The 21,594-nt window shown below is 56.6% G+C and carries 20 protein-coding genes; 14 read left to right on the plus strand and 6 right to left on the minus strand.

Annotation, left to right across the window (positions count from 1 at the left end):
• Positions 1-75: 75 nt before the first annotated feature.
• Positions 76-1,551, minus strand: a complete 1,476-nt coding sequence (gene modF, locus NAZ64_RS14500; RefSeq protein WP_023206977.1) for a molybdate ABC transporter ATP-binding protein ModF — start codon at positions 1,549-1,551, stop codon at positions 76-78.
• A 67-nt stretch (positions 1,552-1,618) separates the two neighbouring features.
• Entirely contained in the window at positions 1,619-2,407 is a 789-nt protein-coding gene (gene modE / locus NAZ64_RS14505; protein WP_001147416.1) for a molybdenum-dependent transcriptional regulator, read from the minus strand.
• Between the two features lie 128 nt (positions 2,408-2,535).
• On the opposite strand from modE, the gene NAZ64_RS14510 reads away from it, so the two are divergent.
• The 4 genes from NAZ64_RS14510 to modC all read left to right on the plus strand — a co-directional run bounded on the left by NAZ64_RS14510 (position 2,536) and on the right by modC (position 5,375).
• Complete coding sequence (locus NAZ64_RS14510; protein ID WP_000891513.1) at positions 2,536-2,685, plus strand: AcrZ family multidrug efflux pump-associated protein; 150 nt, start codon at positions 2,536-2,538, stop codon at positions 2,683-2,685.
• Between the two features lie 166 nt (positions 2,686-2,851).
• On the plus strand, positions 2,852-3,625 hold the full coding sequence (modA, locus tag NAZ64_RS14515; protein ID WP_000951416.1) for a molybdate ABC transporter substrate-binding protein: 774 nt from the start codon (positions 2,852-2,854) through the stop codon (positions 3,623-3,625).
• Positions 3,625-4,314, plus strand: coding sequence for a molybdate ABC transporter permease subunit (modB, locus tag NAZ64_RS14520; protein ID WP_023258605.1), 690 nt, complete (start codon positions 3,625-3,627; stop codon positions 4,312-4,314). The genes modA and modB overlap by 1 nt, the downstream gene beginning before the upstream one ends.
• A 2-nt stretch (positions 4,315-4,316) precedes the next feature.
• The gene (gene modC / locus NAZ64_RS14525; protein ID WP_000891710.1) at positions 4,317-5,375 is read left to right on the plus strand and encodes a molybdenum ABC transporter ATP-binding protein ModC; all 1,059 of its coding nucleotides are present in this window, start codon (positions 4,317-4,319) and stop codon (positions 5,373-5,375) included.
• On the opposite strand, the gene NAZ64_RS14530 is transcribed toward modC, so the two are convergent.
• Positions 5,376-6,194, minus strand: coding sequence for a pyridoxal phosphatase (locus NAZ64_RS14530; protein WP_220569337.1), 819 nt, complete (start codon positions 6,192-6,194; stop codon positions 5,376-5,378).
• A 163-nt stretch (positions 6,195-6,357) separates the two neighbouring features.
• Here NAZ64_RS14530 and pgl point away from each other — a divergent pair, with 163 nt between their 5' ends.
• Positions 6,358-7,353 carry a 6-phosphogluconolactonase gene (pgl, locus tag NAZ64_RS14535; protein ID WP_115286177.1) on the plus strand — a complete coding sequence of 332 codons (996 nt, stop codon included), beginning with the start codon at positions 6,358-6,360 and terminating at the stop codon, positions 7,351-7,353.
• A 143-nt stretch (positions 7,354-7,496) separates the two neighbouring features.
• Here the strand turns inward: pgl and NAZ64_RS14540 are convergent, their stop codons facing one another.
• Positions 7,497-8,780, minus strand: coding sequence for a putative acyl-CoA thioester hydrolase (locus NAZ64_RS14540; RefSeq protein ID WP_001094770.1), 1,284 nt, complete (start codon positions 8,778-8,780; stop codon positions 7,497-7,499).
• A 237-nt stretch (positions 8,781-9,017) separates the two neighbouring features.
• Between NAZ64_RS14540 and hutI the strand changes: the two genes are divergently transcribed.
• The 5 genes from hutI to hutH all read left to right on the plus strand — a co-directional run bounded on the left by hutI (position 9,018) and on the right by hutH (position 15,353).
• Positions 9,018-10,241: an imidazolonepropionase gene (gene hutI, locus NAZ64_RS14545; RefSeq protein WP_115286176.1), complete on the plus strand. Its 1,224-nt coding sequence runs from the start codon at positions 9,018-9,020 to the stop codon at positions 10,239-10,241.
• The gene (gene hutG, locus NAZ64_RS14550; protein ID WP_220569336.1) at positions 10,238-11,179 is read left to right on the plus strand and encodes a formimidoylglutamase; all 942 of its coding nucleotides are present in this window, start codon (positions 10,238-10,240) and stop codon (positions 11,177-11,179) included. Before hutI ends, hutG begins: the two co-directional genes overlap by 4 nt.
• Before the next feature lie 44 nt (positions 11,180-11,223).
• Positions 11,224-11,949 carry a histidine utilization repressor gene (locus NAZ64_RS14555; protein WP_220569335.1) on the plus strand — a complete coding sequence of 242 codons (726 nt, stop codon included), beginning with the start codon at positions 11,224-11,226 and terminating at the stop codon, positions 11,947-11,949.
• A 196-nt stretch (positions 11,950-12,145) separates the two neighbouring features.
• A complete protein-coding gene (hutU, locus tag NAZ64_RS14560) occupies positions 12,146-13,831 on the plus strand; it encodes a urocanate hydratase (protein ID WP_220569334.1) in 1,686 nt (561 codons plus the stop codon).
• 1 nt (position 13,832) lies between these two features.
• Entirely contained in the window at positions 13,833-15,353 is a 1,521-nt protein-coding gene (gene hutH / locus NAZ64_RS14565) for a histidine ammonia-lyase (protein ID WP_483640971.1), read from the plus strand.
• An 84-nt stretch (positions 15,354-15,437) separates the two neighbouring features.
• Here hutH and NAZ64_RS14570 read toward each other — a convergent pair whose 3' ends face one another.
• A complete protein-coding gene (locus NAZ64_RS14570) occupies positions 15,438-15,914 on the minus strand; it encodes a kinase inhibitor (protein ID WP_000767407.1) in 477 nt (158 codons plus the stop codon).
• Between the two features lie 57 nt (positions 15,915-15,971).
• Complete coding sequence (gene bioA, locus NAZ64_RS14575; protein WP_079842066.1) at positions 15,972-17,261, minus strand: adenosylmethionine--8-amino-7-oxononanoate transaminase; 1,290 nt, start codon at positions 17,259-17,261, stop codon at positions 15,972-15,974.
• 86 nt (positions 17,262-17,347) lie between these two features.
• On the opposite strand from bioA, the gene bioB reads away from it, so the two are divergent.
• Genes bioB through bioD form a run of 4 tightly spaced genes read left to right on the plus strand, consistent with a single transcriptional unit; the run spans position 17,348 to position 20,960 of the window.
• Positions 17,348-18,388 (plus strand): biotin synthase BioB, encoded by a 1,041-nt coding sequence (gene bioB, locus NAZ64_RS14580; RefSeq protein ID WP_000090724.1) that lies wholly within the window; start codon positions 17,348-17,350, stop codon positions 18,386-18,388.
• Positions 18,385-19,542 carry an 8-amino-7-oxononanoate synthase gene (gene bioF / locus NAZ64_RS14585; RefSeq protein ID WP_483640972.1) on the plus strand — a complete coding sequence of 386 codons (1,158 nt, stop codon included), beginning with the start codon at positions 18,385-18,387 and terminating at the stop codon, positions 19,540-19,542. Before bioB ends, bioF begins: the two co-directional genes overlap by 4 nt.
• On the plus strand, positions 19,526-20,281 hold the full coding sequence (gene bioC, locus NAZ64_RS14590; RefSeq protein ID WP_076932647.1) for a malonyl-ACP O-methyltransferase BioC: 756 nt from the start codon (positions 19,526-19,528) through the stop codon (positions 20,279-20,281). Before bioF ends, bioC begins: the two co-directional genes overlap by 17 nt.
• Positions 20,274-20,960: a dethiobiotin synthase gene (gene bioD, locus NAZ64_RS14595; RefSeq protein WP_000167226.1), complete on the plus strand. Its 687-nt coding sequence runs from the start codon at positions 20,274-20,276 to the stop codon at positions 20,958-20,960. Before bioC ends, bioD begins: the two co-directional genes overlap by 8 nt.
• Positions 20,961-21,594: the final 634 nt, after the last annotated feature.

The following is a 21,594-nucleotide window of genomic DNA, read 5'->3' on the forward strand; positions in this document are numbered from 1 at the left end:
ATCGACCGTTATTATTATTCTTAATAAAAGGAGAGTGGTTCCAGAATGGCGCGCGGCGCCATTCTGATAATACATTTAATTATTGCATCGTCCGGAAACATACTTATAACGTTCGCCCTCTGGTACAAATTCCAGTCGGTGGGTAATACAGGCAGGCGCATCCTCTGCATGATGGGAAACGAACAGCAGTTGGGTCTCTCCCTGGCGAATTAATACATCCACAAAACGGCGTACCAGTTGGCGATTCAGCGGATCCAACCCTTGCAGCGGCTCATCCAGAATCAACACTGTCGGATGTTTAACCAGCGCGCGCACGATTAGCGCCAGCCGCTGCTGTCCCCAGGAGAGACTGTGGAAGGGGGCATCCGCCGTACGCTTATCGATTCCCAGAATATCCAGCCACTGTTGCGCCAGTTTTCGTTGCCTGTCTGAAACGGCCTGGTAAATGCCGATAGAATCGAAATAGCCGGAGAGAATGACATTGCGCACCGTGGTACTGACGCGGTAATCCAGATGTAAACTGCTGCTGACGTAGCCGATATGTTTTTTGATATCCCAGATTGTTTCGCCGCTTCCTCGCCGCCGCCCGAACAGCGTGAGATCGTTGCTGTAGCCTTGCGGATGATCGCCAGTAATAAGGCTAAGCAACGTAGACTTACCCGCTCCGTTAGGACCGACGATCTGCCAGTGTTCGCCCGGATTGACTCGCCAGCTTAGGTGGTGGAGGATAGGGCGATCGTTATACGAGACTACGCCATCGTTAAGTACGATCCGTGGTTCGCCATCGGGTAACGCATGGCGGGCGGAAGGTTCGTCCGGTTCGGGTAATTGTACGTCGGTCAGACGCTCACTGTGCGCGAGTTGAGCAACCAACGCCCGTTGCAGCAACTCTGTCGTCGTTCCGGTTTCCGCCAGCGTACAGTCGGCAAGCACGCCGGCAAACTGCACGAAGTCCGGGATCTCATCAAAACGGTTGAGTACCAGCGCCAGGGTCATACCCGCCTGGTTCAACGCCGTCAGGCGTTGCGCCAGTTGTTGACGGGCGGTCACGTCAAGCCCGTCGAACGGTTCATCAAGGATCAATAACTCCGGCTCAGACATCAGCGCCTGACACAGCAGCGCTTTTCGCGTCTCGCCGGTAGAAAGGTATTTAAAACGCCTGTTGAGTAAAGCGGAAATGCCGAACTGCTGCGCCAGCATCGCACAGCGGGCAGGATGGTGAACTTCATCCTGAATAATTTCCGCGGTAGTGCGCCCGGTATCGTCTTCGCCAGGACTGAGCATATCGGTGTTATTACGTTGCCACTCATCGCTGACCAGCTTTTGCAATTGTTCAAAGGACAGACGAGTAATGCGGGTAAACTGACACTGGCGCTCGCCTGTTAATAATGGCAGTTCACCCGCCAGCGCGCGGGCGAGCGCCGACTTCCCGCTCCCGTTAGCCCCAACGAATGCCCAGCTATCGCCCGCATTGAGCGTCAGCGAATCCAGATGAAGTGTTTTTGTATCGCTCAGACGAAACGTGCCTTGCGAAATTTGCAACGATGACATTTTGCATCCCATTTTTTGCAGCGATGAATGACAGGGATACGTCTTTCGGCAACGGATGTCAATGTGCTTAGCACAACGTTGCAATAATCACTCTGTCCGCATTAAACCAGGCAATCACGTCATCGCCTTCCTTTAACGTGGCGGCATCCGCAGTCGGTATCGTGGCGCACAGCGTCTGGCCGTCCGGCAGCGCCATCAACACTTCACACTGTTCCGCGCCGCGCTCGATATGGCTGATCGTTCCCGACAACTGATTGTCAGCGGCGCGTGCAACGGCTGCATCCCGGGTAATGCCAACCCATGGCGCTTTTAGCAGGATCAGCACTTCTTTACCTTCCTCCAGGCCGAGACGCTCGCCGCTTTGCGCCGTCAGCGCGACTTTAAGCCGCGTTTTGCCGTCGGCCAGCAGCACATCGACATGCTGTTGCACCTGATCGCGATCGCGGGCGGTAATGGTGCCGAACCACTGATTTCGGGCGCTGGTTTGCAGTGAAAAGCGGGAGATAGCGGCCAGCAGACTGTCAAGCGGCAGGGCGTCATCGTCGCTTAACACATCGAACGCTTTTTGCTGAATTTGGCCCAGCAAATCGTAAAGCTGGATCAGACGCTGACCATAGCGGGTTAATACCGCGCCGCCGCCGCCTTTGCCGCCCGTTGCGCGTTCAACCAGCATATGTTCGCTAAGCTGGTTCATGTCGTTTATCGCATCCCAGGCGCTCTTATAGCTGATTCCCGCGTCTTTCGCGCCCTGACTAATCGAGCCGGAAAGCGCAATGTGTTTCAGCAGAGAGATACGTCGGGGATCGGCAAAAAGCTTTTGCTGAAGTTTCAGGGTAAGAAGGATTTCGGCCTGCATAACCAGCTCCTGGTAAAAAGACTATTGTGACTGAAAAGCGCGTCAGCGCAAAGCCGACCGCACAAAAGGGGAGTGCTTTTCTGTGTGATGCGGTTAAAATACAAAAAGGACTATATCTGGAGTTGCCCATGTTAGAGTTATTAAAAAGTCTGGTATTCGCCGTCATCATGGTACCGGTAGTGATGGCCATCATCCTCGGTCTGATTTACGGTCTGGGTGAGGTGTTCAACATTTTTTCCGGTATCGGTCAGAAAGACCAGTCCAGACAGAACCGCTGATTTTCCCAAACGCCCGCTCAGTCGGGCGTTTTTGTTACTCAAGATCCTGCTTTTCCTGCCGATATTTTCTGTGTTTAATCGTTAATGGGTATGAATAACCGCTGGGAAACCCCTGAGATTATCGTTATATTGTCGTTTACATAACGAAACGCACAAGGAGTTACAGATGGCGCATTCCTGGTTACGCCTGGTCGCAGGGGCGACATTATCTTTCGTCATCGCTGGTCATGCGCTGGCGGATGAAGGCAAGATCACCGTATTTGCCGCCGCGTCGCTAACGAACGCGATGCAGGACATTGCGGCAGAATATAAAAAAGAGAAAAATGTGGATGTGGTCTCCTCATTCGCCTCCTCTTCAACGCTGGCGCGCCAGATAGAAGCGGGCGCGCCGGCGGATCTGTTCATCTCTGCTGACCAGAAATGGATGGATTACGCAGCCGATAAAAAAGCGGTGGATACCACGACGCGCGAAACATTGCTTGGCAATAGCCTGGTGGTGGTGGCGCCGAAAGCCAGCGAGCAGAAACCGTTTACCATCGACAACAAAACGGACTGGATTCGTCTGCTGAACGGCGGGCGTCTGGCGGTGGGCGATCCGCAACACGTACCGGCGGGAATTTATGCCAAAGAAGCGCTGCAAAAGTTGGGCGCATGGCAAACGCTTGAACCGAAACTGGCGCCGGGCGAGGATGTGCGCGGTGCGTTGGCGCTGGTCGAACGTAACGAAGCGCCTTTGGGCATTGTATACGGTTCTGATGCGGTCGCCAGCAAAGGGGTCAACGTGGTGGCGACGTTCCCGGAAGATTCACATAAAAAAGTGGAATACCCCATCGCTATCGTGGAGGGGCATAAAAATGCGACCGTCAGCGCGTTCTATGATTACCTGAAAGGACCGCAGGCCTCGGCAATCTTTAAACGTTATGGATTTACGACGAAGTAATGATACTGACCGATCCAGAATGGCAGGCTGTCCTTCTTAGCCTGAAAGTATCTTCCCTGGCCGTGCTGTTTAGCCTGCCGTTTGGGATCTTTTTTGCCTGGTTACTGGTGCGATGCCGGTTTCCGGGCAAAGCCTTACTTGATAGCGTCCTGCATCTGCCGCTGGTGCTGCCGCCGGTGGTGGTCGGCTATCTGCTGCTGGTGTCGATGGGGCGACGCGGGTTTATTGGCCAGTGGCTGTATGACTGGTTCGGTCTCACGTTTGCCTTTAGCTGGCGCGGCGCCGTGCTGGCGGCGGCGGTGATGTCCTTCCCGCTGATGGTGCGGGCCATTCGGCTGGCGCTGGAGGGAGTGGATATCAAGCTCGAACAGGCCGCCAGAACGCTGGGCGCCGGGCGCTGGCGCGTTTTTCTGACTATCACCTTACCGCTTACCCTGCCGGGCATTATTGTCGGTACGGTGCTGGCGTTTGCCCGTTCGCTTGGCGAATTTGGCGCGACCATTACCTTTGTTTCCAATATTCCGGGCGAAACCCGCACCATACCTTCCGCCATGTACACCTTGATCCAGACGCCGGGCGGGGAGAGCGCGGCGGCGAGGCTGTGCGTGATTTCGATTGTATTAGCGCTGATTTCGCTGTTGATTTCTGAATGGCTGGCGCGGATGAGCCGTGAACGGACGGGGCGCTAACCATGCTGGAGCTTAATTTTTCCCAGACGCTGGGAACGCACTGTTTAACCCTCAACGAAACGCTGCCAGCCAGTGGGATCACGGCTATCTTTGGCGTCTCCGGCGCGGGAAAAACTTCGCTGATTAATGCCATCAGTGGTTTGACTCGCCCGCAAAAAGGACGCATCGCGCTGAATGGCCGGGTGTTGCATGACGCGGAAAACGGTATCTGTTTAACGCCGGAAAAGCGCCGCATCGGTTATGTTTTCCAGGATGCGCGCCTGTTCCCCCATTACAAAGTACGCGGCAATTTGCGCTACGGCATGGCGAAAAGCATGACCGGTCAGTTTGATAAGCTGGTGTCGCTGCTGGGAATTGAAGCGTTGCTTGATCGCCTGCCGGGGAGCTTGTCCGGCGGAGAAAAACAGCGCGTAGCGATAGGCCGGGCATTGCTCACCGCCCCGGAGTTGCTGTTGTTGGACGAACCGTTGGCCTCGCTGGATATCCCGCGTAAACGCGAATTACTGCCGTACCTGCAACGGCTGGCGCGAGAAATCAATATTCCCATGCTGTATGTCAGCCATTCTCTCGATGAAATTCTCCACCTGGCGGATAAAGTCATGGTGCTGGAGGATGGACAGGTTAAAGCGTTTGGCCCGCTGGAAGAAGTCTGGGGAAGCAGCGTTATGCACCCGTGGCTGCCGAAAGAGCAACAGAGCAGTATTCTGAAAGTCAGCGTGCTGGAGCATCACCCGCATTATGCCATGACAGCTCTGGCGCTTGGCGACCAGCACCTGTGGGTAAATAAACTCAATCAGCCGCTGCAATCCACACTGCGTATTCGTATACAGGCGTCGGATGTCTCGCTGGTACTACAGCCGCCGCAGCAGACCAGTATCCGCAACGTATTGCGGGCAAAAGTGGCGAATTGTTATGACGATAACGGACAGGTGGAAGTCCAGCTTGAGATAGGCGGCAGAACGCTGTGGGCGCGAATAAGCCCGTGGGCCAGGGATGAGCTGAATATCAAGCCTGGCCTGTGGCTTTACGCGCAGGTGAAAAGCGTTTCTATCACCGCCTGACTATAGCAGGTGGGTGTAAATAAATTTGGCGATGCTATCGGTAGTGTTATCGCCGATCACAACGTCAGCGCGCGCTTTCACCGCCTCATCGGCGTTGCCCATCGCAACGCCAGTGCCTGCCGCCTCCAGCATACTGATGTCGTTGTAGTTATCGCCGAAAGCGATCACATTTTTCATTGACCCTCCCTGCGCTTCTATCCACTGGGTAAGGCGCTTGCCTTTACTGTTGCCTTGGCGCGCGATATCCACCTGATCGTGCCATGACCATTCGCACTCCAGGCCAAGCGCCTGTTCAACATGCTGACCGAACCGCTGTAGTCTGGGAATATCTTCATCGGTAAGCGCAAACTTCCACACGGCATTCACGTCGCGCGCCGCCTGCGCCAACGAAGAGACCTGTGTAAAGGTCGGACGTTGCTCCGGCGGCAAGGTCTGCGCCCACCGGGAGGTACGCACGACGTGACCGGTTGGGTGTTCGTAAAGCATAGCGTCATCAACATACATCAGGCCGTGAATCTGATGCTCATCCAGTAAATCAATCAACTGCAACGCCTTATCCACGGGCATAGGATCGGCATCCAGGACAGTTTTAGCTTGATAATCATACAAATAGGTGCCGTTGCAGCAAATAGCAGGTGTTTCCAGCGCCAGCGCCTGATAAAAAGGATGAATAGCAACGTGATGGCGACCAGTGACAATGATAAGTTGAAAGCCCGCCTCTTTGGCGCGTGATAGCGCGTCAAGCGAGGAGGGGAGTAAGGTTTTATGCGGGGTTAATAACGTTCCGTCTAAATCGAGGGCAATCACGCGTGCAGTCATAATTTTTTCCAGATTAAGAGTAATAATTCCGTCTGTCGGCATGGTACACCGGGACGGTAAGCAGACAAAATTCTGCGTCTGAATTCAGCATTCGCCGTCAAAAGCGACTACGTTAAGCTGTGTCCTGTTATTGCAGCTACATGCCATATGCAAAGGAGTATTCATGAAACAAACAGTCTATACCGCCAGCCCTGAGAGTCAGCAAATTCACGTCTGGAGCCTGAACCACGAAGGGACGCTGACGCTGGTGCAGGTCGTGGATGTGCCCGGTCAGGTTCAGCCGATGGTGGTCAGTCCGGATAAACGCTACCTCTATGTCGGCGTGCGCCCGGAGTTTCGTGTCCTGGCGTATCGTATTGCGCCGGATGATGGCGCGCTGACGTTTGCCGCCGAATCCGGCCTGCCGGGTAGCCCGACCCATATTTCTACCGATCATCATGGTCGTTTTGTCTTTGTCGGATCGTATAACGCCGGTAATGTCAGCGTGACGCGCTTACAGGATGGCCTGCCGGTTGAGCTGGTGGATGTGGTGGAAGGGCTGGACGGCTGCCACTCGGCAAATATTACGCCTGATAACCGTACCCTGTGGGTGCCTGCGCTAAAACAGGATCGTATTTGTCTGTTTACGCTAAGCGATGACGGCCATCTGGTGGCCCAGGAGCCGGCGGAAGTAAATACAGTTGAAGGGGCAGGCCCGCGTCATATGGTCTTCCACCCGAATCGACAATATGCGTATTGCGTCAATGAACTGAACAGTTCGGTGGATGTCTGGCAGCTTAAAAATCCGCATGGCGAGATAGAGTGCGTACAAACCCTGGATATGATGCCCGCCGATTTTTCCGATACCCGTTGGGCGGCGGATATTCATATTACGCCGGATGGACGGCATCTGTATGCCTGTGACCGCACCGCCAGTCTGATTACCGTCTTTAGTGTCTCCGAAGACGGCAGCGTACTGAGCGTTGAAGGCTTCCAGCCGACGGAAGCCCAACCGCGCGGCTTTAATATCGACAATAGCGGAAAATACCTGATTGCTGCGGGTCAAAAATCACATCATATCGCGGTCTATGAAATTACGGGCACTCAGGGGTTGCTGACGGAAAAAGGCCGTTATGCCGTCGGCCAGGGGCCAATGTGGGTTGTGGTGAACGCGTACTAAAGCGCTGTGTGCCGGAGGGCGGCGGGCTGGAGCTCACCAGGGCAGGATGCCTGATTAATTTCGATAAACATCGCTTGCAGTAAAACCACGGGCCGCCACATCTGCTGCGGCGGCCCGTTTATAAGCCTGAACCGGAACGGCGATTACTGCTTAGGTTCCGCCACCACTTTACTGCCTACACCGCGGTTGTTGTATTCCCACATGCGGTTGTAGTTAGTGTCGTTCAGATTACGCTGCACCTCGTCTTTGTCATCCACGGTTCCCGTATTTCCGGCAAACGGACGTTTCGAGATGACCGCGTCGGCCCACGGTTTGGCAACGTTGAAGCCCTCGTTAATCACGCTGTCGCGGATCACTACCTGACCGTTGGTGTTGGCGTCGACATCCAGCGAGCGGCCAAGCTGCGCAACGCCATCGCCGGAGGCGTTAAAGCGGCTGTTGATCGCCAAAAAGCCATAGTAAATATTGGACAGCGTCGCCGGGGCGAAGACGTAGGCTTCCTGCTGTGTGCGGGAGTTGACGACCTGGAAGTTGGTGTTATCGAACACCACGGCGCCGCGTCCGGAAACCATATCCACATCGCCTTCAATATAGCTGTTCGTCACCAGCGTACGCGGCTGGCGATCGGTTTGCAGACGGTTCTGTACGCCGCTATTGGTCACAAAGAAGGTGTTCTGGCGGCCAAGGATATTGACCTTGTTAATCTGGACTTTGTCGCCATCGGTACGCAGCGCCACCGCCGGATGGTTTCCGGCATCGACACTGTCGCCCAGCGTGTTCTCGATGGTCAGATTTTGTAGCTGCAAACCGTTATTCTGCGACCAGAACGCGGCAGAACACATTACACCGATCGTCGCGGCGTGTTTGCTTTGGCAGTTGTCGAACATATACCAGGCGGGTTTACCAGGCATATATTTCCCGCCGGGATTCACCGCGCGGCGCCAGTCAGCGACACTCATTTCACCATCAATCGCCATCCCAATTTTCACATCGATCGGTTTTTCACCGATCCCGTACAGGGTCAGACTTCCCGGCGCGGCGGGAACATACACGGTCCCCTGATAGTCGCCCGGCATAATAGCAATGTACTGGCGTTTGTTCGTGCGTTTAACCATTGCCGCATCGACCGCGGCCTGAATCGAGGTGTGCGTAACGCCTGGCGTACCTGCCGGCCCCACCACAAAGTCAGGCTGTGCGGGCAGGGTAATCGGCGACGGCGACCACGGGGCGGTATTCGGCGTCAGGGAGGCAAAATAGCGCGCCGCAACGAAGTTTTTCGCTTCATTTGCCGACAGAATGGGGCGCGAGGCGGTGCCAGGCGCGGTTTGATCGGAAGGGATCTGATCGGGTGGCGTAGAGCTACAGGCGCTCAGCGTCACGCCAAAAGCCAGTGCCAGCGCCAGACGGGAAACCGATAATGTATTCACAGGTTGCTCCGGGCTTGAAAAAGTTAAATGACATCCATTGAAGCCTGCTTTTTTATACTAAGTTGAACGAAACGGGAAGGCGAAAAGGTAAAAAGTTCCTTTTCAGGCTGGAAACACCTGTAGCATCAGATAGTTTTATCACAATTAAGCAACAACTTTCGCGCTTTGAGTTGACAATCCGGAGCAGAAAGAAAATAAATGTCTATACAACTCATGACAGGCAAGAGAGCGACAGGAATGCGGCAACTTTTACCGGGCGATACTGTCTGGCGAAACATCAGGCTGGCGACAATGGACCCGCAGCGGCAAGCCCCGTACGGGCTGGTGGATAACCAGGCGCTGATTGTACGCGGAGGGCATATTTGCGATATCGTGCCAGAGACGCAGCTTCCTGTCAGCGGGGACAATATCCATGATATGCAGGGACGACTGGTAACCCCGGGACTTATCGATTGCCACACGCATCTGGTGTTTGCCGGTAACCGCGCCGCAGAGTGGGAGCAGCGGCTTAACGGCGCGTCATACCAGCATATTAGCGCTCAGGGCGGCGGCATTAACGCGACGGTATCAGCAACCCGCGCCTGTGCGGAGGAGACGCTCTACCTGCTGGCGCGCGAACGCATGATGCGCCTTGCCAGCGAAGGCGTTACGCTGCTGGAGATTAAATCCGGCTATGGTCTGGAGCTGGCGACAGAAGAAAAGCTGTTGCGCGTCGCTGCAAAACTTGCTGCCGAAAACGCTATCGACATTAGCCCCACGCTATTGGCCGCTCATGCTACGCCAGCGGAGTATCGTGACGACCTGGACGGCTACATCACTCTGGTCTGCGAGACGATGATTCCGCAGCTCTGGCAAAAAGGGTTATTTGATGCGGTAGACCTCTTTTGCGAGAGCGTCGGCTTTAATGTGGCGCAGAGTGAGCGCGTGTTGCAGACGGCGAAGGCGTTAGGTATTCCCGTTAAAGGCCATGTTGAGCAGCTTTCGCTGTTGGGCGGCGCGCAGCTGGTGAGCCGTTATCAGGGGTTATCGGCGGATCATATCGAATATCTTGATGAAGCGGGCGTCGCGGCGATGCGTGACGGCGGTACTGTCGGCGTGTTGTTGCCCGGCGCGTTTTACTTTCTGCGCGAGACGCAGCGCCCGCCGGTGGAACTGCTGCGCCGCTATCAGGTGCCTGTCGCCGTCGCCAGCGATTTCAATCCTGGCACCAGCCCGTTTTGCAGTTTGCATCTGGCGATGAATATGGCCTGCGTACAGTTTGGTCTGACGCCGGAAGAGGCATGGGCGGGCGTTACGCGCCATGCCGCTCGCGCGCTGGGAAGACAGGCGACGCATGGGCAGATCAGGGCCGGCTACCGGGCGGATTTTGTGGTGTGGGATGCTGAACAGCCGGTAGAGATAGTGTATGAGCCGGGGCGTAACCCTTTATATCAGCGGGTATACAGAGGACAAATCTCATGACGCAATGGTATCCGGCTTCTCCGGCGCTCTGGCAGGGGCGCGATGACAGTATAGAAGCGCCGGATGCGCGGCGTCTGTTTCAGACCGTCACGCGCAGCGAGACCTTTTCCCCCGAAAACTGGCAGCAAAAGATCGCGTTAATGGGATTTGCCTGCGACGAGGGGGTAAAACGCAATGCAGGTCGTCCCGGCGCGGCAGGCGGCCCGGACGCGTTGCGTAAAGCGCTGGCGAATATGGCTAGCCACCAGGGACATGAACGGCTGGTGGATTTAGGCAATTGGGTTGCGCCGACGCCCGATCTGGAAGGCGCGCAGCAGGCCTTGCGCGATGCGGTAAGCCGCTGTCTGCGGGCCGGGATGCGCACGCTGGTACTGGGCGGCGGGCATGAAACCTCGTTTGGACATGGCGCGGGGGTGCTGGACGCGTTTGCGCAGGAAAGCGTAGGGATCATTAATCTTGATGCGCATCTGGATCTCCGTCAGACCGACCGGGCAACATCCGGGACGCCGTTTCGTCAACTGGCGCAGCTATGCGACGCGCAGAGCCGCGCGTTTCATTATGCCTGTTTCGGCGTGAGCCGTGCGGCAAATACACAGGCGTTGTGGCGGGAAGCGCAGTGGCGGAATGTTACCGTGGTGGAGGATCTGGACTGCCATGACGCACTGGCGCAGATGACGCAGTTTATTGACAAGGTGGATAAAATTTATCTGACTATCGATCTCGACGTATTGCCTGTCTGGGAAATGCCGGCCGTCTCCGCTCCCGCAGCGCTGGGCGTGCCGCTGATACAGGTTCTGCGTTTAATTGAGCCGGTTTGCCGCAGCGGAAAATTACAGGCGGCGGATCTGGTTGAATTTAATCCACGCTTTGATGACGATGGCGCAGCGGCGCGCGTGGCGGCGCGGCTTGGCTGGCAAATCGCGCACTGGTGGCGTTAATCTGTCATCCGGAAAACATTATCCGCATAAGGAAGGCTTCACGCATGTATTCATCCCGCTCCCGTTCTGCGCCTGCGCCTTTTTACGAAACGGTGAAACAGGACATCTGTAAAAAAATAGCCGACGGCGTCTGGCAGCCGCACGATCGCATTCCGTCGGAAGCTGAACTGGTCGCTCAGTATGGCTTTAGCCGAATGACCATCAACCGGGCGCTGCGTGAGCTGACGGATGAAGGGTGGCTGGTGCGTTTACAGGGCGTGGGGACGTTTGTCGCCGAACCAAAAGGCCAGTCCGCGCTGTTTGAAGTCCGCAGTATCGCCGAGGAGATAGCCGCCCGCCGTCATCAGCATCGTTGTGAGGTGCTCACGCTGGAGCGCGTGCGGGCAAACGCCATCCAGGCAAGCGCTCTCAACGTCAATGAGAGCGATGTCATTTTCCATTCCATCATGGTGCATTATGAAAACGATCTGCCGGTACAAATTGAAGATCGCTGCGTGAACGCGGATATTGCCGTGGATTACCTGGCGCAGGATTACCGTCAGACCACGCCGCACGCTTATTTGTCGCGGATCGCGCCGCTAACGGAAGGGGAACATATTGTGGAGGCGGTGCGCGCCACGGCGCAAGAGTGCGCGTGGTTAACTATCAAAGAGCATGAGCCTTGTCTGCTCATTCGTCGTACAACCTGGTCCGCGTCGCGGATTGTTTCTCACGCCCGCTTACTTTTCCCCGGGTCGCGCTACCGGCTACAGGGACGATTTATCTCCTGAGCGGACTGCTGCCGGAAAACGTGATTGCTGACACAATATAACAAAATTGTATCATTTTTGTTAATTCTATTCTTGTGCTTACTTGTATAGACAAGTATATGTCTGATTCTTATCTGTGGGTCTGCGGCGGTGCCTGATAGTGGCGTTTTAGCGTTATTTGGCGATGGCAGACCGATAACAATGAGGAGTCATTGCTATGCCTGAAAGCAAGTATCGTCAGCAGACTATCCGCGCGCCCCGAGGCACGGTATTAACGGCGAAAAGCTGGCTGACAGAAGCCCCGCTGCGGATGTTAATGAATAATCTCGATCCTGACGTGGCGGAAAATCCGCATGAGCTGGTGGTCTACGGCGGGATTGGTCGCGCCGCGCGCAACTGGGAATGCTATGACGCTATTGTTGATGCGCTCACCCGGCTGGAGGCGGACGAAACGTTGCTTATTCAGTCTGGCAAACCGGTCGGCGTATTTAAAACGCACGACAACGCGCCGCGGGTATTAATCGCCAACTCCAACCTGGTTCCCCACTGGGCGACATGGGAACACTTTAACGAACTGGATGCGAAAGGGCTGGCGATGTACGGTCAAATGACGGCCGGAAGCTGGATTTATATCGGCAGCCAGGGAATCGTGCAGGGAACATACGAAACCTTTGTCGAGGCGGGGCGTCAGCACTATAACGGCACGCTGGCGGGACGCTGGGTGCTGACCGCCGGGCTGGGCGGCATGGGCGGCGCGCAACCGCTAGCCGCGACGCTGGCCGGAGCGTGTTCGCTGACGATTGAATGCCAGCAAAGCCGTATCGATTTTCGTCTGCGTACTCGCTACGTGGATGAGCAGGCCGCCACGCTGGATGACGCGCTGGCCCGCATTACGCGCTACACCCGCGAGGGGAAAGCCGTGTCCGTCGCCCTGTGCGCGAACGCGGCGGATATCCTGCCGGAACTGGTTAATCGCGGCGTGCGCCCGGACCTGGTGACCGATCAGACCAGCGCCCACGATCCGCTACATGGCTATTTGCCCTCCGGCTGGCGCTGGGAGGAGTATCAGAAAAACGCGCAATCCGATCCCCACGGGACGATGCAGGCAGCGAAACGTTCCATGGCGGCGCATGTTCGGGCGATGCTGGCGTTCAGTAAAATGGGCGTGCCGACCTTTGACTATGGCAACAATATTCGTCAGATGGCGAAAGAGATGGGGGTGGAAAACGCCTTTGATTTTCCGGGATTTGTGCCAGCCTATATTCGTCCGCTGTTCTGTCGTGGCATCGGGCCGTTTCGCTGGGTGGCGCTGTCCGGCGATCCGCAGGATATCTATAAAACCGATGCCAAAGTCAAAGAGATAGTGGCGGAGGATAAACATCTGCATCACTGGCTGGATATGGCGCGCGAGCGCATTCATTTTCAGGGGCTACCGGCGCGTATCTGCTGGGTAGGCCTGGAGTGGCGGCAAAAACTGGGACTGGCGTTCAACGAAATGGCGCGTTGCGGCGAGGTATCCGCGCCCATTGTGATTGGCCGCGATCACCTGGATTCCGGTTCTGTCGCCAGCCCTAACCGTGAAACCGAAGCGATGCGCGACGGTTCCGACGCGGTTTCCGACTGGCCGCTGTTAAATGCATTGCTGAATACCGCCAGCGGGGCAACATGGGTATCGCTCCATCATGGCGGCGGGGTGGGGATGGGTTTTTCGCAACACGCCGGTATGGTGATTGTCTGTGATGGCACTGACGAGGCCGCCGCGCGTATTCGCCGCGTGTTACACAACGATCCGGCGACGGGCGTCATGCGCCATGCCGATGCCGGATATGATCTCGCGGTGGAATGCGCTGTTGAGCAAGGTCTGAATTTACCGATGGTTGCGGCGACGCAGGGGAAAGGCTGATATGAACACCATGACACTCACTCCGGGGCAGTTAAGCCTCTCTCAACTGTACGATGTCTGGCGTCATCCGGTACAGCTTCGGCTGGACGCCAGCGCCATTGACGGCATTAACGCCAGCGTCGCGTGCGTCAATGATATCGTTGCCGAAGGGCGTACCGCCTACGGCATCAACACCGGTTTCGGTCTGCTGGCGCAGACGCGCATCGCTGATGAAGACTTGCAAAATCTACAGCGATCGTTGGTGCTGTCTCACGCCGCGGGCGTAGGCGACCCACTGGATGACGCGATGGTGCGTCTGATTATGGTATTGAAAATCAATAGCCTGGCGCGCGGGTTTTCCGGGATTCGGTTGAGCGTGATAGAGGCGCTCATCGCTCTGGTGAATGCCGGCGTGTATCCGCTGATTCCGGCAAAAGGCTCGGTTGGCGCGTCGGGCGACTTAGCGCCGCTGGCGCATCTGTCGCTGACGCTGCTTGGCGAAGGAAAAGCGCGCTGGCAGGGTGAATGGCTTCCGGCGCAGACGGCGCTAGAAAAGGCCGGACTGGAGCCTGTCGCGCTGGCGGCCAAAGAGGGGCTGGCGCTGCTTAACGGCACCCAGGCGTCAACGGCTTTCGCGCTGCGCGGTTTGTTTGAGGCACAGGAGTTATTTGCCTCCGCCGTCGTCTGCGGCGCGCTGACCACCGAAGCCGTACTGGGATCACGCCGTCCTTTTGATGCGCGCATTCATGCCGCGCGCGGACAACAGGGGCAAATTGACGCCGCGCGGTTGTTCCGGCATCTGCTGACCGATACCAGTGCTATTGCTGAATCACATCACCACTGTCATAAAGTTCAGGACCCGTATTCCCTTCGCTGCCAGCCGCAGGTAATGGGCGCTTGTCTGACCCAGTTACGTCAGACGAAAGAGGTACTGCTGACTGAGGCCAACGCGGTGTCCGATAATCCGCTGGTCTTTGCCGAGGCGGGGGAGGTGATCTCCGGCGGTAACTTCCATGCTGAACCGGTTGCCATGGCGGCGGATAATCTGGCGCTGGCGATAGCGGAAATCGGCGCGCTATCGGAGCGGCGCATCGCGCTGATGATGGATAAACATATGTCGCAGTTACCGCCGTTCCTGGTGAAAAATGGCGGCGTTAATTCCGGTTTTATGATTGCCCAGGTCACCGCCGCGGCGCTCGCTAGTGAGAATAAAGCGCTGGCGCACCCGCACAGCGTGGATAGCCTGCCGACCTCGGCGAATCAGGAAGATCATGTCTCAATGGCCCCGGCGGCAGGGCGGCGACTCTGGGAAATGGCGGCGAATACCCGCGGCATCATTGCCGTGGAGTGGCTGGCTGCCTGTCAGGGGATAGATTTACGGGAAGGGTTAACCTCCAGCCCGTTACTGGAACAGGCGCGGCAGACACTGCGCCAGCGGGTGGCGCACTATACGCAGGATCGTTTTTTCGCGCCCGATATTGAGTGTGCGACGGCGCTGCTGGCGCAAGGCGCGTTACAGCGTCTGGTGCCGGACTTTATGTGAATGCTGCCGGATGGCGCGGCGCTTATTCGGCTTACCCAACCCGTTGGCAGGGTAAGACGTTTACGCCGCCATCCGGCACAGCGTTTAACTGAACATCGCCGTGATCGAGGCGCTGGCGAGCGAATGGAAATGCACGTTAAAGCCGACCATCGCGCCGCTGGCGTCTTCATCAACCTCAAGACGCTCGACGTCCAGCGCGTGAACCGTAAAGATATAGCGGTGCGTTTCCCCTTTAGGCGGCGCCGCGCCGCCGTAGCCCGCTTTACCGAAATCGGTACGCGTCTGAATGACGCCGTCTGGTACGGCCACCAGGCCTGAGCCGAACCCCTGGGTCAGTACGCGCGTATCCGCCGGGAGGTTCACCACCACCCAGTGCCACCAGCCGGAGCCGGTCGGCGCGTCGGGATCGTAACAGGTCACGACAAAACTTTTGGTGCCCATCGGCACGTCGTCCCAGGCCAGATGCGGCGAAATATTATCGCCATCATAGCCCATACCGTTAAAAACGTGGCGATGAGGAAGTTTATCTCCATCGCGCAAATCGTTGCTGATAAGTTTCATGCGTTCTCCTTTTGACTCACCAGAAGTGTAGCCAGAAGCAGCATCGCTTACCGCTGATTAATGGCTAAAAAATGTTTCATTGTGTGCCGCGTCATTGACCGCCTGGGTCAAACGGCGCAGTTGATCCGGACGAATAATGTAGGGCGGCATCAGGTAGATTAGCTTGCCGAACGGCCTGATCCAGACGCCTTGCCCGACGAAGAAGCGTTGAAGCGCCGCCATATTGACCGGATGCGTGGTTTCAACCACCCCAATCGCACCCAACACCCGCACATCCGCCACCCAGGGAGAACTTTGCGCGGGAGCTAACTCAGCGCGTAACTGAGACTCGATAGACGCCACCTGCTGACGCCATTCGCCGCTTTCCAGCAGCGTCAGGCTGGCGCAGGCGACGGCGCAGGCCAGCGGATTCCCCATAAACGTCGGGCCATGCATAAAACACCCCGCCTCGCCGTTGCTAATAGTCTCTGCAACCTGGCGTGTCGTGAGCGTTGCCGAGAGGGTCATGGTGCCGCCGGTTAAGGCTTTGCCGAGACACAGAATATCCGGCGCGATCCCGGCGTGCTCGCAGGCGAACAGTTTGCCGGTACGGCCAAATCCGGTGGCTATTTCATCGGCAATCAGCAGAATGCCTTCGCGATCGCACATGTTACGAATACGCCTGAGCCATTGTGGATGATATATGCGCATCCCGCCCGCGCCCTGAACGATAGGTTCCAGAATCACGGCGGCTATTTCATGGCGATGCGCGGCCATCAGGCGGGCAAATGGCGCGATGTCGCTTTCATCCCATTCGCCATCCATCCGGCTTTGCGGCGCCGGCGCGAACAGATTCTCCGGCAGATAGCCTTTCCACAAGCTGTGCATGGAGTTATCCGGATCGCACACCGACATCGCGCCGAACGTGTCGCCATGATAACCGTGGCGAAACGTCAGAAAACGCTGACGCGATTCGCCGCGCGCCTGCCAGTATTGCAGCGCCATCTTCATGGCCACTTCTACCGACACCGAACCAGAGTCGGCCAGAAAGACACACTCCAGCGGCTCAGGCGTTATCGCGACCAGCTTACGGCACAGATTCACCGCAGGTTGATGGGTTATGCCGCCGAACATGACATGCGACATGGCGTCAATTTGCGCTTTCATCGCCGCGTTCAATTGCGGGTGGTTATAACCATGAATGGCCGCCCACCACGAGGACATCCCCTCAATCAGGCGTTCGCCCGAGGCGAGAACCAACTCGCAGCCTTCGGCCCGCTCAACGGGATATACCGGCAGCGGCGAGGTCATGGAAGTGTAAGGATGCCAAATATGGCGTTTATCGAAGGCCAGATCGTCCGTTGTCATAATCGACTTGTAAACCAAATTAAAAAGATTTAGGTTTACGAGTCTACACCATATCAAAAACAAACAACATATTTTGGAGAAGCCCGATGGCTCGCCACCCACGCTGGACACTGTCGCAAGTAACCGAATTATTTGAAAAACCACTGCTGGAATTGCTGTTTGAAGCGCAGCAAATTCATCGCCAGCATTTCGATCCGCAGCAGGTACAGGTTAGTACGCTGCTGTCGATCAAAACCGGCGCCTGCCCGGAGGATTGTAAATACTGCCCGCAGAGCTCGCGCTATAAAACCGGGCTGGAAGCCGAGCGTTTAATGGAAGTGGAGCAGGTACTGGACTCCGCCCGTAAAGCGAAAAACGCCGGTTCGACCCGCTTCTGTATGGGGGCGGCCTGGAAGAATCCGCATGAACGCGATATGCCTTATCTGGAGAAGATTGTACAGGGCGTCAAAGCGATGGGGCTGGAAACCTGTATGACGCTCGGCATGTTGAACGAGAGCCAGGCGCAGCGTCTGGCTAACGCCGGGCTGGATTACTACAACCACAACCTCGATACCTCGCCGGAGTTTTACGGCAATATCATCACTACCCGTACCTATCAGGAGCGCCTCGACACGCTGGAAAAAGTCCGTGAAGCAGGGATTAAAGTGTGCTCCGGCGGCATTGTGGGTCTGGGCGAAACGGTTACCGATCGCGCCGGACTGTTGTTGCAGTTGGCGAACCTGCCGACGCCGCCGGAAAGCGTGCCAATTAACATGCTGGTGAAGGTGAAAGGCACGCCGCTTGCGGATAACGATGACGTGGATGCGTTTGATTTTATTCGTACTATCGCCGTAGCGCGCATCATGATGCCGACCTCATACGTGCGTCTTTCCGCAGGACGTGAACAGATGAACGAGCAGACCCAGGCGATGTGCTTTATGGCCGGGGCGAACTCGATTTTCTATGGCTGCAAATTGTTAACTACGCCAAATCCGGCAGAGGACAAGGATCTGCAGTTATTCCGTAAGCTGGGGCTGAATCCGCAGCAGACCAGGGTGCTGGCGGGCGATAACGAGCAGCAGCAACGTCTGGAGCAGACGCTGATGACGCCTGACACCGATGATTATTACAACGCGGCAGCCTTATGAGTTGGCAACAACGCGTCGACGATGCGCTGACGGCGCGTCGGGCGACGGATACATTGCGCCGCCGCTATGTGGTGTCGCAGGGCGCCGGACGCTGGCTGGTAGCGAACGGGCGACAGTATCTTAACTTCTCCAGCAATGATTACCTCGGCTTAAGTCAACACCCGCAGATTATTCGCGCCTGGCAACAGGCAGCGACGCGTTTTGGCGTCGGCAGCGGCGGGTCGGGTCATATCAGCGGTTATTCCGTGGCGCACCAGGCGTTAGAGGAGGAACTGGCGCAATGGTTAGGATATTCGCGCGCGCTACTGTTTATCTCTGGCTTTGCGGCGAATCAGGCGGTCATTACCGCCTTAATGAAAAAAAATGACGGGATTGTGGCCGACAGGTTGAGTCATGCTTCCCTGCTGGAGGCCGCCAATCTGAGTCCGGCGCAGCTTCGCCGCTTTATCCATAACGATACGCAGCATCTGTCGCGTTTACTGCAATCGCCCTGCGTGGGCCAGCAACTGGTGGTGACAGAAGGTGTATTCAGCATGGACGGCGACAGCGCGCCGCTGGCGGAAATCCAGCACATTGCCCGCAGGCATCATGCCTGGCTGTTGGTTGATGATGCGCACGGCATCGGCGTGACTGGCGATGAGGGGCGGGGCACCTGCTGGCAACGGGGGGTGAAGCCTGAGTTGCTGGTGGTGACTTTCGGTAAGGGGTTTGGCGTCAGCGGCGCAGCGGTGCTCTGCTCGGAAAGCGTCGCGGATTATTTGCTGCAATTCGCCCGTCATCTGGTTTACAGCACCAGTATGCCGCCCGCCCAGGCGCAGGCGTTAAGCGCCTCGTTGGCGGTGATCCGTAGCGATGAAGGTCGTGAACGGCGCGAAAAACTCGCCGCTCTGGTTCAGCGCTTTCGGGCCGGCGTTAACGCGTCCCGATTTACGCTACTGAATGCCCATAGCGCCATCCAGCCGTTAATCGTGGGCGATAACAGCCGTGCATTGCGCCTGGCGGAGGCGCTGCGTCAACAAGGATGCTGGGCGACGGCGATTCGTCCGCCGACGGTGCCTGTCGGCACGGCGCGCCTGCGCTTAACGTTAACGCAGGCGCATGAAGCGTGCGATATAGACCGTCTGCTGGAGGTGCTGCATGGCGCAGGTGAATAAGCAGGCTATTGCGGCGGCGTTTGGCCGGGCCGCATCGCAATATGAACAGCACGCCTCTTTGCAGCAACACAGCGCGGATGCGCTGCTGACGCTGTTGGCAGGCCGCCAGTTTGCCAGTGTGTTGGACGCAGGCTGCGGCCCTGGACGTATGAGTCGTTACTGGCGAGAGCGGGGGAGCGAAGTGACCGCCCTGGATCTTTCGCTGCCGATGCTGCAACAGGCGCGCGATCGTCAGGCGGCGCATCACTATTTGCTGGCGGATATCGAAGCGATTCCCCATGACGCCGAAGTTTTTGACCTGGCCTGGAGCAACCTGGCGGTCCAGTGGTGCGGCGATTTACGTGATGCGTTGAGCGAGTTGTATCGGGTTGTACGGCCCGGCGGCGTGGTGGCGTTTACCACCTTGTGCCAGGGGGCGTTGCCGGAGCTGCGTCAGGCATGGCAGGCCGTCGATAATCGCGCTCACGCGAATAGCTTTTTGCCGGAAGAGGCCATTGACCACGCGCTGCGCGGCTGGCGGGCGTCTCGTCATACTCAGGCGATGACATTGTGGTTTGAGGATGCCCTGAGTGCGATGCGCTCGCTTAAAGGCATTGGCGCCACCCATCTTCATGAAGGGCGGGAGTCGGATGTATTAACCCGCGCCCGGCTTAGACAGATTCAGTTGGCATGGCCGCAGCGGCAGGGGAAATATCCGCTGACGTACCATCTTTTTATGGGAGTGATTGAACGTGACTAAACGCTATTTTGTCACCGGTACTGATACTGAAGTCGGTAAAACGGTCGCCAGTTGCGCCTTATTGCAGGCCGCAACGCAGTTAGGTTATCAAACCGTAGGCTATAAGCCCGTCGCTTCCGGCAGCGAAATGACAACCGACGGGCTACGCAATAGCGATGCGTTGGCCTTGCAGCGTAACAGCAGCCTGCCGCAACCTTATTCCGCTATCAATCCTTATACTTTTGCCGAGCCTACCTCTCCCCACATCGTTAGCGCCGACGAAGGCCGGGCGATAGACGCGGCGGTATTATCACGCGGATTGCGAACGCTGGAGTCGCAGGCAGACTGGGTGTTGACAGAAGGGGCGGGCGGCTGGTTTACGCCGCTCTCTGCCACGCTGACGTTTGCCGACTGGGTACAGACGGAGCAGCTGCCGGTGATTCTGGTTGTTGGCGTCAAGCTGGGCTGTATTAATCACGCCATGCTGACGGCGCTGGCGGTAGAACAGGCCGGATTACCACTTGTCGGATGGATAGCCAACGACATACAGCCGCCGGGCGCGCGTCATGGTGAATATCTCGCGACGCTTCGCCGCGTCATACCGGCCCCGCTGTTAGGGGAAATCCCGTGGCTGGGCATTTCTCCATCGCAGGCGGCGACAGGACAGTATCTGGACCTCAGCCCCCTGGAACGCGCCTGACCGTGCTTAAAAATCGCCTTCTTGCAGGATCTGACGATCCTGCTGTTCTTTCGCCAGACCCTCCTGACGTCGCCATGCTAAAAATGTGCAAAATGTGAGCGTCTACGCCTCAATTTTTCCCTTCTCGTTAGCCAATAATCTGCCAAAAATAGCGATAATTTTTTTTTATCGCCCGGCGAAAACGTCAAGGGCTGATTTTGCCAGGCGGCAGGGGATACGGGCTGGAAGCAGTTATCCACTATTCCTGTGGATAACCTTGTGTATTAGAGTTAGAAAACACAACGTAAGCGAGAGGCGACGCGGCCTGCGACTAAATTGGCGCGAAAGACGGCTTGAGAAAATATCCCTTTTTAGACAGCAAGTTATATAAAATCAATGGTTGTAAAGGAAGGGGGATACGTTGACATAAAACTTTCATCATCCGACTTGACAAATGTTAAAAAAGACTCTGGTCTGGGGATAACCAGCACACTGCTGGAATTTTACCCCGCGACTGTCTATGTTTTACCTCTAAATAGCGTGGGATATCTGCCGATAGCCATTATATACTGAAGTGTTACTGTTTTTTCATCCAGTATTTTTTATTGGCAATATTCACCGTCGAGAGTAAAATTACACCCCTGCCCGCTCACTC

This window comes from Salmonella sp. A1325, assembly GCF_056991255.1.

What these genes read in the sequence shown, in the direction of transcription:
- hutI (WP_115286176.1), top strand. Translation starts at nt 9,018, where the DNA reads ATGCGGCAACTTTTACCGGGCGATACTGTCTGGCGAAACATCAGGCTG.
- bioC (WP_076932647.1), top strand. Translation starts at nt 19,526, where the DNA reads ATGGCGCAGGTGAATAAGCAGGCTATTGCGGCGGCGTTTGGCCGGGCC.
- modF (WP_023206977.1), bottom strand. Translation starts at nt 1,551, where the DNA reads ATGTCATCGTTGCAAATTTCGCAAGGCACGTTTCGTCTGAGCGATACA.
- hutU (WP_220569334.1), top strand. Translation starts at nt 12,146, where the DNA reads ATGCCTGAAAGCAAGTATCGTCAGCAGACTATCCGCGCGCCCCGAGGC.
- modE (WP_001147416.1), bottom strand. Translation starts at nt 2,407, where the DNA reads ATGCAGGCCGAAATCCTTCTTACCCTGAAACTTCAGCAAAAGCTTTTT.
- bioB (WP_000090724.1), top strand. Translation starts at nt 17,348, where the DNA reads ATGGCTCGCCACCCACGCTGGACACTGTCGCAAGTAACCGAATTATTT.
- hutG (WP_220569336.1), top strand. Translation starts at nt 10,238, where the DNA reads ATGACGCAATGGTATCCGGCTTCTCCGGCGCTCTGGCAGGGGCGCGAT.
- bioF (WP_483640972.1), top strand. Translation starts at nt 18,385, where the DNA reads ATGAGTTGGCAACAACGCGTCGACGATGCGCTGACGGCGCGTCGGGCG.
- NAZ64_RS14530 (WP_220569337.1), bottom strand. Translation starts at nt 6,194, where the DNA reads ATGACTGCACGCGTGATTGCCCTCGATTTAGACGGAACGTTATTAACC.
- NAZ64_RS14570 (WP_000767407.1), bottom strand. Translation starts at nt 15,914, where the DNA reads ATGAAACTTATCAGCAACGATTTGCGCGATGGAGATAAACTTCCTCAT.
- modC (WP_000891710.1), top strand. Translation starts at nt 4,317, where the DNA reads ATGCTGGAGCTTAATTTTTCCCAGACGCTGGGAACGCACTGTTTAACC.
- modA (WP_000951416.1), top strand. Translation starts at nt 2,852, where the DNA reads ATGGCGCATTCCTGGTTACGCCTGGTCGCAGGGGCGACATTATCTTTC.
- hutH (WP_483640971.1), top strand. Translation starts at nt 13,833, where the DNA reads ATGAACACCATGACACTCACTCCGGGGCAGTTAAGCCTCTCTCAACTG.
- pgl (WP_115286177.1), top strand. Translation starts at nt 6,358, where the DNA reads ATGAAACAAACAGTCTATACCGCCAGCCCTGAGAGTCAGCAAATTCAC.
- NAZ64_RS14555 (WP_220569335.1), top strand. Translation starts at nt 11,224, where the DNA reads ATGTATTCATCCCGCTCCCGTTCTGCGCCTGCGCCTTTTTACGAAACG.
- bioA (WP_079842066.1), bottom strand. Translation starts at nt 17,261, where the DNA reads ATGACAACGGACGATCTGGCCTTCGATAAACGCCATATTTGGCATCCT.
- modB (WP_023258605.1), top strand. Translation starts at nt 3,625, where the DNA reads ATGATACTGACCGATCCAGAATGGCAGGCTGTCCTTCTTAGCCTGAAA.
- NAZ64_RS14510 (WP_000891513.1), top strand. Translation starts at nt 2,536, where the DNA reads ATGTTAGAGTTATTAAAAAGTCTGGTATTCGCCGTCATCATGGTACCG.